Here is a 15,620-nt window from a genome sequence, read left to right on the forward strand (position 1 = left end):
TCACATCAACACGCATCACGTAGGGCGGGCGAGCATAGCGACTCCCTACGCTGAAAGTACCCTTATACCAACCTGCATAAATCTTTAATCAATTTAACGAATTAAATTGCACTATACGTCGTTAAAATTTTTTATTTAGAACTACTAGATACAAAAATTTTTGCCTAGTTCTAGCGTAATTTTCTTAACGTTAAATAGACCCCATATATAAGCAGATTGGTATTATAAAGCTTCTACTTCAATTCTAACCTCACGATACGACTCATTATCTTCACTAAATCACAGTCTGATTTAAAAGCTAGCTACTTCTTCTCATTTTGTTGCAATTTCATTCTTGGTTTAATAAGTGACCTGTGTAAAACTACCTGAGTTAATTTAGTAAATCAGGTGACATGAATGTCGAATATTAAAGCTTGGAAACTTATAAGCCTGTTTTGTTTGTTCGCAGTGCTTATGGGTTGTCAATCGAAAGAAGAGCAGCTGCAACAAACAATTCAAGAGTCTATTAAAAAGGTAGATACGGAGCTGTCTCAGCTTGGTACTGCACTCGATAATGGAAGTGTACGTAATGCTGTGTTACTTAAAGAATATGGCGAGCTTCTTAAAAAACAACAACCAGAGCTTACAAAAGTTGTTGATGTAATTACCCTTGATGCAACGCGCCAAGGCGCACTTTATAGTGGCTTAACACAGCGACTTAAAGATATTAAAGGAACTTACTTAATTCCTCCTTACGAAGATACGTTACATAGCATTGATTTGTTGCGTGATGCATCTAAACCTACGCTATTTTCTGATGCGTTAACCGATCCTATTAATATGCTAGCAGATATGTCCAAAGGCACTTTAGCGCGTGTAGGCGCAATTAGTAAGCAAGCTGAAGGTGAGGGTGTTGGTAACCAAATGGTAGGTAACCCTAACTATGGTAACTGGCAATCAAATAGTAACGGTATTAGCTTTTGGCAATGGTACGGAATGTACCGTATTTTAGGTGATGTATTTGATCGTGTTGAATATGGAAGCTGGAGTAAGCGCCGAAAGTATAGCTATTACAATGACTATGGCCGCTCGCGTTATTCAAGCCCTAAACAAATTAAAACCCAAAGCGCGCTAGAAACACGCACGCGCCAAACATACCAACGCCAAGGTAAGCAGTTTACAAGCCCTTATGCGAGTAAAAAAACAGGTGCATCAGGTTTAAGCCGTAGTAGTTATACGCCAGCAAAAAGCCGCAGTAGTTATTCTCGTTCGAGCAGTTATAGCAATAGCTCAGGATCGGTGCGTGATAGCGGTAGCAGAACCTCTCGTGGCGTGAGCCGTGGTAAGTAAAAGAATAAAGTTGGAGTTAGAATAATATGTATGAATTTAATGGAATAACTATGTGGTCACTGCAAGCGCTGGCGATTGATTTTGCAATTATTGTTTTATTATTTGTAAGCCTTAAATATATAAAAGGCTGGGTTTCAAACTTACATGCAAATGATGAAATAACAGAGCGTGATAACTTTGCTTTTGGTATTAGCTTTGCCGCTGGCTTAGTGGCACTGGCGATTGTATTAACGGGTGTAAGTAGCGGAGCTTTTGCTGCAACACTGCAACAAGAAGCACTACAAATGTTAGCTTATGGCGCATTAGCAATTGTACTGATTAAGTTGGGTCACTTTTTTCAAGATAAAGTAGCTCTTCGTAAAGTAAGCCTGCACGACGAAATCGTTAAAGGTAACGTTACAGCTTCAATAATTGATTTTGGCCATGTTGTCAGTGTTGCTATCGTTATTCGCTCAGCTCTTTTATGGGTGGCTACTGACGGCTGGCATGGTCTTCCAATTGTAATTGCCGCCTTTATTATAGGTAGTGTTGTATTACTACTTGTTAGCCAATACCGAGTGCAGTTATTTAAGCGTACAAACAAAAGTGGCGACTGCCTACAACAAGCAATTGTTGATGGTAACTTAGCTGTGGGTATTCGTTACGCTGGATTTTTAATAGGTAGTGCATTAGCTATTACAGCAGCAACGGGTGTTGCACCTTACGCGGCTGATAATATTAATGCGAGTTTACTATACTGGGCTATTAGCGCAGTAGTGAGCCTTGTTGCATTTATTATTTTGCACTTAGTGACAATTAAAATAATTTTATCTGGTTGCGATATTTCCGATGAAGTTAATCGTCAAAAAAATGTAGGTGTAGCTACTATTTCTGCAGCAGTATCATTTGCTGTAGGTATCACTATGGCAACATTACTAGGCGCATAATCAGTGTCATCAACCAACACTCCCCCAAGTAAGTCTCGCTTACTTGGGCACGATATACTACTTATTACTGTTATGGCCGTGCTTGCTGGGTGCGGCCTTATTTATGAATACTTACTGTCTCATTATGCGGGCCGTGTACTTGGCTCGGTAGAGAGCGCTATTTACGCCATGATCGGTACTATGATTGTAGCAATGGGCTTGGGCGCTTTTTTAGCGCGTTGGTTTAAAGATGCATTTACCGCTTTTGCTTGGCTAGAAAGCATTATTGCTTTGGTTGGCATGGGCTGCATTTTAGCGATAGCGGGTGTAATAGCAGTTAGTTATTCTCTTCCTCATTTATTTTCGAGCATTTTTAATTTACCCCCTGATGTTGTACTTAATGGTTACGTATTTCAAAAGCTACAAGAGTGGTCACGTTTTCTACCTTATGTTTTTGGTTTAATACTGGGCTTATTTATTGGTATGGAAATACCGCTTATAGCGCGCATTCGTCAGCACGTTTATGGCCGTTTTTTAGAAAACAACGCAGGGACTATTTATGGTGCCGATTATATTGGTGCTGGTATTGGTGCAGCCATTTGGGTAAGTATCATGCTCTCAATGCCTATAATGCAAGCTGCAGCGTGGACGGCGTTATTTAATATCATCGCAGGACTCGCGTTTTTATGGCGCTACCATACCCATGTGCGCTTTGCTAAGGCACTTTTAGTTTGCCATATAGTATTACTGGCATTATTTGGCTTTATTTTAGTATTTGGCAGTAGCTGGATGAACAATCTAAGTAATGTTTTATACAAAGATAAAGTAATTTATTCGCAAGCAACTAAATACCAACACGTAGTTTTAACCGAAAGATTAAGCAAAAACCAACCTCAGCCAATTACCGATTTATATTTAAATGGGCGTTTACAGTTCTCAAGTATTGATGAGCAAATATATCACTCAATGCTGGTTTACCCTGCAATGCTTGCCTCTAACAGACACGACCGTGTATTAATAATTGGTGGTGGTGACGGGCTTGCACTTAGAGATGTTTTAAAGTGGCCTGTAAGTGAAGTAACGCTAATAGATTTAGACGCGCAACTACTCAATTTATTTGGTCATAAAGACGGTGACTTTACGCCGCCAGAGCACATCAATAAGCGATTGCTACAGCTAAACAATAAATCGATGCATGATTCGCGAGCCAACATAATTGTGGGTGATGCATTTTTAGAAGTTGAAAAACTGCTTGATCAATCTAAGCAGTTCGACACTATTTTAATTGATTTACCTGACCCTAATCATCCTGATCTAAATAAAATGTACAGTGACTACTTTTATAATCATGTACGGCAGTTATTAGCACCCGATGGCGCAATGGCGGTTCAATCAACCTCACCTTATCACGCTAAAAAAGCGTTTTTAAGCATTGCTAAAACAGTTAAAGCTGCTGGGTTTGAGTATGTTGAGCAGTATCAGCAAAACATACCTTCTTTTGGGCAGTGGGGCTGGACTATAGCGACTAAAATGGGGCAGTCGGCCAGTGGCCGTATTAATGATGCGACGGCTATGCCTGTGCCATCAAGATGGATTAGTAAAGAATATTTATTGGCAAGTTTTGTATTTCCTAACCACTACTTTGAACAAGTTAAAAGTATTGAGGTCAATAGGTTAGGGTCTGGTCAGTTGTATGATTACTACCGAACTGCATGGCAAATAGAAAGCGAATTGTATAAAAACTAATAAAACATGGTTGACATAATATGTCGACCATGAGAATCTTAACTCAGACATAATATGTCAAACGACAAAAGGCAGAGACATGGAATTAAATGAACTTTCAATAAAATTAGCTTCTTTTGAAACTGAAGGCGCTAACTTTGAGTCTTTCTTGATTGCCAACCCAGGCGAGCAAGATGTTTTACAAGTCATTGTTGATGGAAATGATGAACTTCCAATTTTTGTTACACAAACGCAAGAGCAGTTGTTATGTATTAGCTACTTGTTTGACGAAGATGAAGTTAAGAGTGAATTACGCAACGAGTTAAACGAAACATTACTACGTTTAAACGTGCCAATTCCACTGAGTGCATTTGCTAAAATCGATAACAAATACGCGATTTTTGGTGCACTGTCGGTAAATTCATCATTGGATGACGTTACCCACGAACTAGTGACATTAGCCGATAACGCTATCGATGCACTAGAAGCCGTGACCTTGTATTTAAACGATTAATAGCTAGTTAGTGGAGTTAAGATTATGAGTATTTTAAAAAAATTATTTACAGCAGTACGTGGCGGCGCTCGTGAAGCAGGCGAAGCAATTGTAGACAAAAATGGCATCCGTATTTTTGAGCAAGAAATTGCAGACGCGCAAAATGCACTTCACCGAGCTAAAAAAAGCCTTACTGAAGTAATGGCCAAAGAAATGCAAACTAAGCGTAAAATTAGCGCTGTAGATGCATCAATCGCTGAACATGAAGCGTATGCAGGCCAAGCTCTTGAAAAGGGCAACGAAGCATTAGCATTAGAAATTGCAGAAAAAATTGGTGACTTTGAAGCTGAAAAAGCTGAAAACGAGCAAGTATTGTCTGGCTTTAGCAATCACATTGTTGCGCTTAAGCAGCAAGTTAAAGATGCTGAAAAATCGATTAAAGAGAATCAGCGTCAGCTTACAATGGTTAAAACCACTGAAAGCGTACAGCAAGCAACAATGGCTGTTAATAGCACGCTTAATACAAACAGCTCGTCTATGACATCGGCTCGTCAATCGCTTGAACGCATTAAACAGCGCCAACAAGATCGAAGTGACCAGCTTGGTGCTGCAAAGCAACTTGAGTCAGACGTAAATGGCGATGACTTAAAAGCAAAAATGGCTGAAGCAGGCATTGGCGACACAAGTCCAAAAAGCGCTGATATTTTAGCTCGCATCAAAGCGAAACAAAATAGCTAACCATTACGTTTATACTTTAAAAAGGTAACCGAGTTTTTCTCAGTTACCTTTTTTGCTTAAAAGGCAGCCTTCCTATGTTTAATTTTTTCAAATCTAAAAAAGAGCCAGAACGTCAACTTAATCATCCGAGCGATCTTAAAAAAGGCGACATGTTTAGCGTTATTGATTCATTTGCCTATCCTGCATGGTTAAAGGGTGAAACGTTACGTGTTACTGATATTCAGACTTACCAATATCAGCACAGTAGCGATACTGAATTTGTACTTGAGACAAATAGCGGCCAAGTTGTATTTTTACAAATTGAGCAAGATGATGGCGAAGAGTGGGCTAACTTTTCTATTAAAATTCAGCGAAACGAAGTTGAAGAGATATTTAGCCTTGATGAGTTTGCGCGTATTTTTGATGAAGAGTCGTTAACCCACATTACAGTGCAAAATACACCAGAGCGCTTTATGCAGTTTTTAGCTAAAAGCTACCAACAAAGCGAGTCGCCTTATGTGTGTTATTTCCATAATAAAGATTACCGCAACCAAACTTTGCCTCGCTATGAGCAAGAAGGTGGTGAGCCATGTGAAATGATTTGCTTAGCGTCAGATAATGAAGGCTTTGGTTTAAATATCGAAATTTGGGATGGCGGCGAAACCGAAGTATCGCTAACGCTCATGCGTCCAATGTCAGACATTGTAGACTTGTTTCCCGGAGATGCTAAGTGAGTGATGCTAAAGATAAGTGGTTACGTCAGGAACAAGCTGTACGTGCCACACAAATGGCATTCGATCTAAGCAGCGAAGTTCAAAAGCTGATAAAAAAGCAGGCAATTGATCAAGAGCTAACGCCGTCAGATATGATCCGAAAAATACTTGGCTTAGACGTAAAGTCTAAAAAAACGCGTCAACGTTTATCGTTTAACTTAAATGATGATGAAATAGCGCAACTAGCCAGTCGCTTTGATGTACAAAGCGATGATAAGCGAGCCGTAAAGCAACAAGTAGCTGATTTATTAATAGCTCACACTAAAAATAAAAAAGTGAAATAATTTAATTAGGTTTTTATGAATATTGTTTTAATTGCTTACTTAATTATTTTTGCGTTGTTTGGTACTGCGGCGAGTTATTTTGTACGTTTTATTTATGCATATTGGGTGCTTAAAACAATGCCCATGAAATACATTATTAAAGCGGGTATTTGCGTGGTACTGGTGGTAGTAATTTCAGCGTTAATTCCGTATTTAAGTTAACGCTGAAATTAGCTTATACGCGGCCGTTTTTATTTTATATCAAACGACTGGCATTGGTGGTTAATACACAGCGATTGCACTTCAAGTACAGGAGAACAATCAGTTAAGCCTTGTGCTTTATTTTGTATGTTTTCTTGTTTTGTTATTTGTTGAGCAAGCTGTTCTGCTTCTTCTTGAGAGGTGTTTAGCGTTGAATAAACAGCATATTTACTCGGTCCGCCGCATGCGCGGGCGCCCACTTCAAGTACTTTGCACTGAAAGCTTGCAGTGCAGCTGTTATTACTCACCATGTTATTCAGATCATAGTTTAAGTCAGATAAGTTTTTACTTTGCTCATTTGACGTCACAGTACTAGCACAACCACTTAGTAATAAAATGCTGCTAGCAATGCTTAAAATTGATAGTTTAATTGCCGATGGTAAACATCTCATAACGTTATCCTTAAAATGCACTTACCGCTGAGCCTTCAAGTTTAACACATTTATTTTCAACACACTGCGTGCTTGGCGTTGTTAAATGCTGACAAATGCTCATCATCCCTTTTTGTGAATTATAACTACTTTCAAGCTTAGTAATTTTGTCGCTAAGGACAGCTACTTGTTCCTCAGACGCGGTGTTTGTTGAGTACACAACAAAGCTGCTTGGCCCACCACATGCGCGACTGCCTACTGCACTTACTCTACATTGGGTGCTGGTATCACATTGCTTATCTGTAATTAGCGTATTTAATTCGGTTTTAGCTGTTTTTATATCGTCTATTGAAACGTTTTTTAAATCAGCTTTTGGTATTTTTTCAGCAACTACGTTCTTTTTAGTATTTTCTTGTAATTGAGTGTTTTCTTTTAGCTTTTGTAGCTCTTGCTTTGGTGCTTCAGCTTCTGAGGTGATTGTTACTTGCTGCGTTTCAGTGGGTGCTTTATCTAAGCATGCAGTTAAACACAGTGGTAAAAGTATGGCTAACAATGGGGTACGCATAACAAACCTTGATAGTGATGAAATATTCATCACTATCATACACGGTGCATTTTTTACGGCAATAAAAACTATATTATCAAGTAATTAAAGCCGTGAAAAATACCGTTTTGTTAAAGTCCACCCTGCGTTAGTTTGGTGGGGTTAAGTAGTTTTTCGAGTTCACTGCGTGGTAAATCAGTTTCTTGTTCGGCTACATCAATAATAGGGCGGGCTTCTCTATAAGCCTGCTTTGCTATTTTTGCTGCTTTTTCATAACCGATCACCGGATTAAGTGCCGTCACTAAAATTGGATTTTTAGCGAGCGCTTTATCTATATTAGGCTGATTTACCTTAAAGCTGGCAATGGCTTTATCGCCCAATGCCTGCGCGCTATTGGCAAGTAATTCTATGCTTTGTAAAATATTATACGCAATGACTGGCAGCATAACGTTTAGCTCAAAATTACCCGCTTGGCCTGCTACGGTAATCGTGGCGTCGTTGCCAATAACTTGTGCGCTTACCATGGCTGCGGCTTCTGGTATTACTGGGTTTACCTTACCTGGCATAATAGATGAGCCTGGTTGAAGTGCTTCAAGCTCTATTTCACCTAAGCCCGCAAGTGGTCCTGAATTCATCCAGCGTAGGTCATTCGCTATTTTCATTTGTGCTACAGCGAGTACTTTTAATTGCCCCGAAAGCGCTACTATAGCGTCTTGTGAACCTATATTATAAAAAAAGTTACTACTAGGCGTAAATCTAATGCCTACATTGGCACTCAGATTTTCTGCAAATTTGGCTGCAAACTTAGGGTCTGCATTTATTCCTGTTCCAACGGCTGTACCGCCTTGTGCAAGTTCGCATACACGCTCTAAGCTATGTCTAATTCCTGCTGCGGCATGATTAATTTGTGACTGCCATGCACTTAGTGTTTGATCAAACGTTACAGGCATTGCATCCATTAAATGCGTACGGCCCGTTTTAACTATATGGCCTACTTCAGCTTTTTTCTTTTCTAGGCTTTGCGATAAGTTTTCAAGCGAAGGAAGTAATTCATACACTACATTTATTGCGCTACTGAGTGCGATAGCGGTAGGGACTACATCGTTAGAACTTTGCCCCATATTTACATCATCATTAGGGTGAATGCTTTCACTGCCTATTCGGCTAGCAAGCGTTGCAATAACTTCATTGGCATTCATATTTGAGCTTGTGCCGGAGCCTGTTTGAAAAATATCAACGGGAAAATGCTCAACATGTTCGCCATCAATGATACTTTGACAAGCTTGTTCAATTGCATCGGCTTTAGTTTTACTTAAATGGCCAAGCTCGCAGTTACTTTGCGCAGCAGCTTGTTTTATATAAGCCAGTGCAGTGATAAATTGCTTTGGCATAGATAAGCCACTAATGGCAAAGTTATTAACTGCTCGTTGTGTTTGCGCCTGATAGAGCGCATCAGTAGGTACTTGTAGCTCGCCCATGCTGTCTGATTCTGTTCTAAAGTTGCTCATAAGTGTGCTCCTTAAAAAGGGTTGAATTCGTGACTAAGAATACGAGCTTCACGCTCAAGTATTAAAAATTGTGCAGTATTGTTATGCACTTTATAAAACCGTTTTAGTGCTAATAAAGGTTTGTATAACTGCTCTAAACATTGTTTACGAATAGCATTATGTATAAGAGGGTCGCACATTTTGTTCATAATTTCATGGTGTGTGCGTCTAAGATAAAACTCTTGAAGCAAGGGATTACGTTGTTGCTCAAATTTTTTGGCGACGTTAAGGGCGGTTTCTATGTAATCGGCAACGAGCATGGGTGCATGCAGGCCAGGTCTTAAGCAATGACAAGAGAGTTCTTGATGGTAACGATGCTGGGCATAATTTGAAGACATAAAAAAACCGACTCAATTTAACGATAATAGTTATCATTACATTTAATCGGTTTCAGTGTAAACAGTTATTATAAAAATTATTTGTGATATTAATTTGAGTATTAATTGTAGCCAAGAATAAATATCTGATCTGTTTCATGTTTGGTCATCGCCTGTTGATTATGTTTAGGGTGCGAAAGTAAATCGATTACTGTAGCTCTCATATCAACGGCGTAACTATGATCGTCGGTGGTTTTTTCGGTTATAGCAATGGCCGCGTCTACAGCGGTATAAGGGGGTATATGCATAATTTTATCCTTTGAAATTTAATATAAGTTAAACCCTTTAGTGGGTTAACAATATAAAGCATATTACGTACCAACCATAATGAGCCGGCTCAACCATATGATAGTTATAGTATTTAAAAATTACCTTTTTTTCATCACGACAAAATAAGCTAAATTTGCTTTACTGTTGTGCATTAATCTACAATTTTGGTGCACAGTAATGACAAAGCCATTTTCACAAGCCTGTGAAAACAATAAAACCCCTATTTTAGAGCAATTAAAAGTTGTATTAAAAAATACTAAAACAGTACTCGAAGTTGGCTCAGGAACCGGCCAGCATAGTGTTTTTTTTGCAGAGCAATTACCAAATTTACAATGGCATACAAGTGATCGCGCTATAAACCACGAAGGGATTAACTTATGGCACCGCGAAACTAATTTAACTAATTTGCATGCACCACTTGAGCTTGATTTAAATAATGAGTGGCCAGTAGATAAGGTTGACGCTATTTATACTGCAAACACATTTCATATTGTAAGTTGGCAATTAGTTGAGCGTTTTTTTGACGGTGTTAAACGTCACTTAAATAGCGACGGTATGTTGTGTATTTATGGACCATTCAAATACCAAGGTGAATTTACCAGCCCAAGTAATGATGACTTTAGTGCCTTTTTAACAGAGCGCGATCCGTTAAGTGGAATAAGAGATTTTGAAGCAGTTGAACAACTAGCTAAGCAAGCAGGGCTTACGCTTATTAGCGATACAGCCATGCCTGCAAATAATCAGTTACTCGTTTTTAAACGGCAGTAATGAGCTACATTGCTCTTTATATATATCAATATGGCCGCGTTCACGCTTTAAGTAGTCGCTTATTGCATTACTAAAGTCGCCATCAACAATATGGTGAGCAGAGTAGGTAAGTACGGGTTCAAATCCGCGTGCTATTTTGTGCTCACCTTGTGCACCCGAATGAAAACAGTTGAGTTTATGCTTTATTGCAAACTCAATACCTTGGTAATAACACAATTCAAAGTGCAGCGAATCTACTTCCTCACTTGCTCCCCAGTAGCGCCCATAAAGCGTATTTTTACCTACTAAACTAAGTGTTGCAGCAATCACGTTATCGTCTCTTTTGGCCAGCATAATAACGAGAGTATTAGCCATTAAGGCATGTAAAAGCGTAAAAAACTCCATATTTAAATAGCCCAAATGACCAGAGCGCTTTAAGTAGGTACGCTGATAAAACTCACAAAACAATTGCATTATCTCGGGCGTAATTTGCGTTCCTTGCAGCCATTCAATATCAATATTTTGTTGCGCTATTTTAGCTCGCTCTTTTTTAAGTGACTTACGTTTTCGTGAGCTAAGCACCTGCAAAAAGTCGTCAAAGGATTCATAACCTTTATTAAACCACTGAAATTGCACACCTACTCTTAACATGGCGTGTTGCTCAGTTAATGAGGTGGCTTGGGCTTGGTCGCAAAAATTAACATGCCACCCCGACCACCTTTGCTCAGCACTGTGTAAGCTAAGTTGCTCTGTAATGTACTGATACACCGTATTTGGGTTAGCGTGCTCGATAGCAATACGCTTGCCTTCAATAGGGCTAAAGGGAATGCCAGATAGCCACTTGGGATAATATTCTAAACCGTGTTTTTCGTATGCCTCAGCCCAGGCCCAGTCAAACACATACTCGCCGTATGAATGACTTTTTAAATACCCGGGTGCAAGTGCAACGAGCGTATCACTTTCAAAAATAGCGAGGTGATGGGGCTGCCAACCGCTTTTTTGTGTTACGCATTGGCTTTGTTCAAGGGCATATAAAAAAGCATGTTGAGTAAATGGTTCATCACCAAATAAACGTTGCCATTGCGCCTGATCAATCTCATTAATACTGCTAAACCATTGGTGCGAAAACGTTCCCATGACTACTTACCTTGTAGTTGTTCTAAGCTGTTCTACGTTTTTAATAAACGTACTAATTTGCATTTTAAGCTCGGTAAAATGAGGGTTATAAGTTAAGCGCTGTAAAGCCGGATAGTGTTTTAAGTTGGCGCTTGTACGCTCTCCTAGTTGTGGGTTTTTAGTTGTTTTACATATTTTATATAGGGACTCGTCGTTAATAAAGCTGCCACAATTGCGATAAGTTGCGTTAATTCCATAATGTGGATTTTGCGGTGAGTTAACAACAGCAATATGCGATATACCATGAACCTTTTTACATTGAGGTGTTGTGCATTGCGGATTATTTACTGTGTAATCACTAGCAAATCCCGTCGGTAAAATATCAGTGCTTCCATAAAGTACTAAAGTATCGAGAGGCTTATATTTGATTGAATTACCTTTGTGTAATGCACTCAATAACTTTAGCGTGGCACGCGTATCTATCGTGGTATCAATATCGCTAAGTACACTAAAAATAGGCAATTTAAGTGCAGGGCGTTTGTTTAAGCTACTAATACTTGCAAGTGACATTGCATCGTACGAAGCGGCAGCTGCATTTAAAGGAAATGACTCATACTTAGCAAAGTCTACATCGGCGTCTTTATCAATCCAATTAACAAAGGGTATGGCATCAATCCACTTTGCTATCCAGCCGTACTTATTATGTGGCTCGGAGCCTGGCGAATAAAGCATAAGCGCTTTAATTTTTGGCGATACAGTGTGTTTGGTTGCGTAATCAATAAGTAACGCTGCACCGGTAGAGTAACCTGCGAGTATCACCTCATCAAAGTCTTGCACCGAGCGTTCAATACCGTATTTTATTGCTTGTTGCCATTGGCTAACGTCTACATTGAGTAAAGCACTTGCGGCGCTTCCATGTCCTGGTAATAAAATAGTACGCACAGTATAGCCTTGCTGATAATACACTTGTGCTAAATCGTGATACGTAAAGGGTGAATCAGTTAGCCCGTGGATTAGTAGTGCAACTTTATTACTGTTTGGATGCGTGAGCTCAAAAGGGGCAATAATATCTGCAATAGTAGGGTCAGGTTTTCGCGTACCTTGTGTTACTAATTGCTGATAGGTTTGTGTAATAACAGGGCATGGCATATTTGCACGTGGATTGGCTTTATTTATATGTTTATATGCAAAATCTAAGTAATCGTTAAATGGCAAAAGGGCGTGGTAATTAAAGCGCTGGTGGTTGTGCTCATTTTCAAAGCGTAATAAGCCTTGTTGCTTACTTTTTGTTATAAATTTAAAGTCGCTCGCCTGCGATATACAGTTTTGAGCGACAGCTGTATGAGAAAAAACACTTAAAACAAAACCCAAAAATACTCTTAAAACTATTCTTAAAATTAAACCACTATTGTTCATTAACTTCTGCATATTGGACAAGACACTCGGTTAGCTTAATGAGTTCAAGCGGTTTTGCAAGATGTTGATTAAATCCAACTGCTTGTGCATGTGCTTTATCCTCTGGCATTACGTCGGCAGTTAAAGCAATAATCGGGAGTTCTTGTTCGGTTTTAAACTGGCGGATCAGTGCCGTTGCTCTATAGCCATCCATTATAGGCATTTGGCAATCCATAAGGACTAAATCAAAATGTTGTTTTTTCACTATATCGACCGCCAACTCACCGTTTTCTACTATATACGGCACAATCCCTAACGAGCCAAGCATCGCTTTAATAACCATTTGATTTACTGGGTTATCCTCTGCGACCAAAATGTCTAGCGAAGTAATATTAGTATTATCAAATGTAATAACATGTTCTTTTTTAGGTTCTGTTGTTTCTAATCGTATTGAAAATGTAAAAGTAGAGCCTTTATCTATTTCACTTTTAAGGGCTATTTCTCCCCCCATTAATTGGCTTAGCTCTTTTGCTATTGTTAAGCCAAGCCCTGTACCGCCAAACTGCCTTGAGGTAGAGCTATCAGCTTGGGTAAATGCATTAAATAATTTTTTATGCTGGCTTGGTTTTATACCTATTCCGGTATCACTAACGTTTATCACAAGCTGTACTTTATTGGCGGCAGTAAACTCTGTTTCTATGTTTAAAGTAACGCTGCCTTGGCTTGTAAATTTAATCGCGTTACTACATAAATTAAGTAATACCTGCTCAATTCGCATAGGATCACCAATAAACCAGGTATCTAAAGGTAGCTTTGAGTTAACTTGCCAGTTAATACCTTTGTTAACTGCGCTTTGTTCAAACATATTGTCTATGCGTGTTATTAAGGCACCTAGGTCGAATGCAATAGATTCAATAACTAACTTTTGGGATTCTATTTTTGATATATCAAGAATGTCATTAATTAAGTTTAATAAACTTTTAGATGATGAGTTTATTTTATCTAAATAGCCAATGAGTGTACTTGCACTGTCTGTTTCTCGAGCAAGTGAAGAAAAACCAATAACGGCGTTTAATGGTGTACGTATTTCGTGGCTCATATTCGCTAAAAATTGGCTTTTAGCCTGATTAGCTAAATCAGACTGCTGCTTTGCTTGTGCGAGTGAGTGAGTACGCTCTGCAACTTGACGTGTAAGTGCAATCTGTTGCTGATTAAACAGCAGTAAAACCATTAAAATTAAAGAACATACGGCAACTTGAAGTATGAGCAATAATAGAGTTAGTTGGCTATTATGTTGTGTTAAAAAGCTTTCTTTAAGGGCTAGTTTTACAATCCATTTTTGCCCTGCAAAGTCCACGTCAAACGACATTAAACGGCTGCCTTTGGCTTGCTGAACATCTTGAGAGTAATTACTATAAAACGGCGGTGTGTTTGTATCTTCGTATATACCAATCGAAAACATATCAGACTGTTCTTTAGAAATGGCCTGCTCAATAATACTACGCACTAAAAATATACCAGTGGCATAGCCTTTAATTGTTTTTTCATCGTTATATTGGGAGTACACAGGGGCAAATAATAAATAGGCTGGTTTAGGTTGTTTGGTTTGCACCAACTGAATTATTTTAGTTCCGACTGGCATGTACTTTATAGCGGGGTTAAGCAGAGAGTTTTTTCGATCAGGGTTTGAAAATACATTAAAGCCAATAGCTTTTTGATTACCATTAAAAGGAGCTATGTATTTTACTATAACGAGGGGATCGTTAATTTCAAGAGGTTCGCCAACTATATCAATATCTAAATGGTAAATACTTGATATTTCTTGAGCAAAGACTTCGCGTTGATCTTGAGGTATTTTTGCATTCCACGATAAAGCGTTAATAAACTCGTATTGAGTTAGTAACTGACTAGCATAAGAATAAAAATCTTGCTGGCTCAGCATGGGAGATGATTGAACCTGACTTGCTAAGCTCTGCACTGCAATAATACTGCGATTTGTATATCTATAAAGGCTGTTTTCTATAACGTGGACTTCACGTTCGGCAATTTTAATAGTGCTTATACGATTTTCCTGATCGTATAATTGTGTTGTTACCGCGACTGATAAAAATAAAACTGAGCATACTGCAATTGTCGGAAATGCCGATATAGTATGTTGATTAGACTTTTGTGGTAATAAAGAAAGTAAAAACGGAGTCGCAATTAATACCCCTAATGTATCGCCAAGCCACCAGTAAATAACATTATTCCAATGATTATCAATACTGTAAATCGAGTTAAATTGACTCAGTGCGAATACGCCAAAGTTAGCTGAAATTAAGCTGACCAATATGGCTATGACTAAAATAAAGTAAATTATATTCTTGCGCTTTTTAAAGCGCAGCGGGTGACCAAGCCAATACTTTAAAAGAGCTGCGCCGACCATTGCCTGTATAACAACACCAAAGGCGATATACATAGCCTCGTTGAATGAGTTGCCGACCAGGACTAGCTCATGAGCTGAACTATCAAAAATATTTAGGTTAAACGCAATTGCAGCTACAAATAAAGGCGGGATAAAGCGCCACCACCAAATATAACAACCGACTAGAGCTATGCCGGCAGGTAACCAAATTGGAATTATTTGCGAGTTAAAAGCAAGTTTAGTGAGTGCTATGCCGACTAAAAAATATGCTAAAGCAAACATGATGTAAAAAATAATGGAATGATTTTTAGAGTTAAAATTTTTCACATAAGGTCCAAGCAATTATTATTATCGTTTTGAAATATCAGTATAGCTAACAGTAA

Annotated in this window: 17 protein-coding genes; 9 read left to right on the forward strand and 8 right to left on the reverse strand. The window is 38.8% G+C overall.

Translation table 11 applies throughout. The features are described from left to right. Window positions 1-396 precede the first annotated feature (396 nt). The 8 genes from CXF64_RS02695 (at window position 397) to CXF64_RS02730 (ending at window position 6,427) form a co-directional block, all read left to right on the forward strand. Entirely contained in the window at window positions 397-1,329 is a 933-nt protein-coding gene (locus CXF64_RS02695) for a hypothetical protein (RefSeq protein ID WP_007579759.1), read from the forward strand. 26 nt (window positions 1,330-1,355) lie between these two features. Continuing rightward, on the forward strand, window positions 1,356-2,255 hold the full coding sequence (locus CXF64_RS02700) for a DUF350 domain-containing protein (RefSeq protein WP_024609365.1): 900 nt from the start codon (window positions 1,356-1,358) through the stop codon (window positions 2,253-2,255). A 3-nt stretch (window positions 2,256-2,258) separates the two neighbouring features. Then, complete coding sequence (locus CXF64_RS02705; protein WP_024589502.1) at window positions 2,259-3,980, forward strand: polyamine aminopropyltransferase; 1,722 nt, start codon at window positions 2,259-2,261, stop codon at window positions 3,978-3,980. 79 nt (window positions 3,981-4,059) lie between these two features. Next, window positions 4,060-4,473, forward strand: a complete 414-nt coding sequence (locus CXF64_RS02710) for a YjfI family protein (protein WP_004335098.1) — start codon at window positions 4,060-4,062, stop codon at window positions 4,471-4,473. Window positions 4,474-4,497: 24 nt separating this feature from the next. After that, window positions 4,498-5,190, forward strand: a complete 693-nt coding sequence (locus CXF64_RS02715) for a PspA/IM30 family protein (RefSeq protein ID WP_004335088.1) — start codon at window positions 4,498-4,500, stop codon at window positions 5,188-5,190. Between the two features lie 74 nt (window positions 5,191-5,264). Continuing rightward, on the forward strand, window positions 5,265-5,903 hold the full coding sequence (locus CXF64_RS02720; RefSeq protein WP_024592232.1) for a DUF4178 domain-containing protein: 639 nt from the start codon (window positions 5,265-5,267) through the stop codon (window positions 5,901-5,903). Then, window positions 5,900-6,226 carry a hypothetical protein gene (locus CXF64_RS02725; protein WP_010554828.1) on the forward strand — a complete coding sequence of 109 codons (327 nt, stop codon included), beginning with the start codon at window positions 5,900-5,902 and terminating at the stop codon, window positions 6,224-6,226. The genes CXF64_RS02720 and CXF64_RS02725 overlap by 4 nt, the downstream gene beginning before the upstream one ends. Window positions 6,227-6,241: 15 nt before the next feature. Further along, entirely contained in the window at window positions 6,242-6,427 is a 186-nt protein-coding gene (locus CXF64_RS02730; protein WP_024592231.1) for a hypothetical protein, read from the forward strand. Between the two features lie 29 nt (window positions 6,428-6,456). Here CXF64_RS02730 and CXF64_RS02735 read toward each other — a convergent pair whose 3' ends face one another. From CXF64_RS02735 to CXF64_RS02755, 5 genes are all read right to left on the reverse strand, one after another. Further along, complete coding sequence (locus tag CXF64_RS02735; RefSeq protein ID WP_101216211.1) at window positions 6,457-6,858, reverse strand: hypothetical protein; 402 nt, start codon at window positions 6,856-6,858, stop codon at window positions 6,457-6,459. A 10-nt stretch (window positions 6,859-6,868) separates the two neighbouring features. Beyond that, window positions 6,869-7,402 carry a hypothetical protein gene (locus CXF64_RS02740; RefSeq protein WP_101216212.1) on the reverse strand — a complete coding sequence of 178 codons (534 nt, stop codon included), beginning with the start codon at window positions 7,400-7,402 and terminating at the stop codon, window positions 6,869-6,871. Window positions 7,403-7,512: 110 nt separating this feature from the next. After that, window positions 7,513-8,889, reverse strand: coding sequence for a class II fumarate hydratase (locus CXF64_RS02745; RefSeq protein WP_101216213.1), 1,377 nt, complete (start codon window positions 8,887-8,889; stop codon window positions 7,513-7,515). A gap of 11 nt (window positions 8,890-8,900) precedes the next feature. Continuing rightward, complete coding sequence (locus CXF64_RS02750) at window positions 8,901-9,266, reverse strand: hypothetical protein (protein WP_231609258.1); 366 nt, start codon at window positions 9,264-9,266, stop codon at window positions 8,901-8,903. A gap of 101 nt (window positions 9,267-9,367) precedes the next feature. Beyond that, window positions 9,368-9,553: a hypothetical protein gene (locus CXF64_RS02755; RefSeq protein WP_010554833.1), complete on the reverse strand. Its 186-nt coding sequence runs from the start codon at window positions 9,551-9,553 to the stop codon at window positions 9,368-9,370. 199 nt (window positions 9,554-9,752) lie between these two features. Between CXF64_RS02755 and CXF64_RS02760 the strand changes: the two genes are divergently transcribed. Next, window positions 9,753-10,343 carry a DUF938 domain-containing protein gene (locus tag CXF64_RS02760; RefSeq protein ID WP_101216214.1) on the forward strand — a complete coding sequence of 197 codons (591 nt, stop codon included), beginning with the start codon at window positions 9,753-9,755 and terminating at the stop codon, window positions 10,341-10,343. On the opposite strand, the gene CXF64_RS02765 is transcribed toward CXF64_RS02760, so the two are convergent. The 3 genes from CXF64_RS02765 to CXF64_RS02775 are packed head-to-tail and all read right to left on the reverse strand — an operon-like array spanning window position 10,320 to window position 15,564. Beyond that, complete coding sequence (locus tag CXF64_RS02765; protein WP_101216215.1) at window positions 10,320-11,459, reverse strand: GNAT family N-acetyltransferase; 1,140 nt, start codon at window positions 11,457-11,459, stop codon at window positions 10,320-10,322. The genes CXF64_RS02760 and CXF64_RS02765 overlap by 24 nt on opposite strands. Before the next feature lie 6 nt (window positions 11,460-11,465). Continuing rightward, window positions 11,466-12,854, reverse strand: a complete 1,389-nt coding sequence (locus CXF64_RS02770) for an alpha/beta hydrolase (protein ID WP_101216216.1) — start codon at window positions 12,852-12,854, stop codon at window positions 11,466-11,468. Further along, a complete protein-coding gene (locus CXF64_RS02775; RefSeq protein WP_101216217.1) occupies window positions 12,844-15,564 on the reverse strand; it encodes an ATP-binding protein in 2,721 nt (906 codons plus the stop codon). The genes CXF64_RS02770 and CXF64_RS02775 overlap by 11 nt, the downstream gene beginning before the upstream one ends. Between the last annotated feature and the right edge of the window lie 56 nt (window positions 15,565-15,620).

This window comes from Pseudoalteromonas sp. GutCa3 (assembly GCF_002836155.1).
Lineage (GTDB): Bacteria > Pseudomonadota > Gammaproteobacteria > Enterobacterales > Alteromonadaceae > Pseudoalteromonas > Pseudoalteromonas arctica.

Coding starts and splice junctions, on each gene's coding strand:
- CXF64_RS02755 (WP_010554833.1), bottom strand. CDS start 9,553: ATGCATATACCCCCTTATACCGCTGTAGACGCGGCCATTGCTATAACC.
- CXF64_RS02720 (WP_024592232.1), top strand. CDS start 5,265: ATGTTTAATTTTTTCAAATCTAAAAAAGAGCCAGAACGTCAACTTAAT.
- CXF64_RS02715 (WP_004335088.1), top strand. CDS start 4,498: ATGAGTATTTTAAAAAAATTATTTACAGCAGTACGTGGCGGCGCTCGT.
- CXF64_RS02695 (WP_007579759.1), top strand. CDS start 397: ATGTCGAATATTAAAGCTTGGAAACTTATAAGCCTGTTTTGTTTGTTC.
- CXF64_RS02750 (WP_231609258.1), bottom strand. CDS start 9,266: ATGTCTTCAAATTATGCCCAGCATCGTTACCATCAAGAACTCTCTTGT.
- CXF64_RS02745 (WP_101216213.1), bottom strand. CDS start 8,889: ATGAGCAACTTTAGAACAGAATCAGACAGCATGGGCGAGCTACAAGTA.
- CXF64_RS02760 (WP_101216214.1), top strand. CDS start 9,753: ATGACAAAGCCATTTTCACAAGCCTGTGAAAACAATAAAACCCCTATT.
- CXF64_RS02735 (WP_101216211.1), bottom strand. CDS start 6,858: ATGAGATGTTTACCATCGGCAATTAAACTATCAATTTTAAGCATTGCT.
- CXF64_RS02770 (WP_101216216.1), bottom strand. CDS start 12,854: ATGAACAATAGTGGTTTAATTTTAAGAATAGTTTTAAGAGTATTTTTG.
- CXF64_RS02710 (WP_004335098.1), top strand. CDS start 4,060: ATGGAATTAAATGAACTTTCAATAAAATTAGCTTCTTTTGAAACTGAA.
- CXF64_RS02765 (WP_101216215.1), bottom strand. CDS start 11,459: ATGGGAACGTTTTCGCACCAATGGTTTAGCAGTATTAATGAGATTGAT.
- CXF64_RS02730 (WP_024592231.1), top strand. CDS start 6,242: ATGAATATTGTTTTAATTGCTTACTTAATTATTTTTGCGTTGTTTGGT.
- CXF64_RS02700 (WP_024609365.1), top strand. CDS start 1,356: ATGTATGAATTTAATGGAATAACTATGTGGTCACTGCAAGCGCTGGCG.
- CXF64_RS02740 (WP_101216212.1), bottom strand. CDS start 7,402: ATGCGTACCCCATTGTTAGCCATACTTTTACCACTGTGTTTAACTGCA.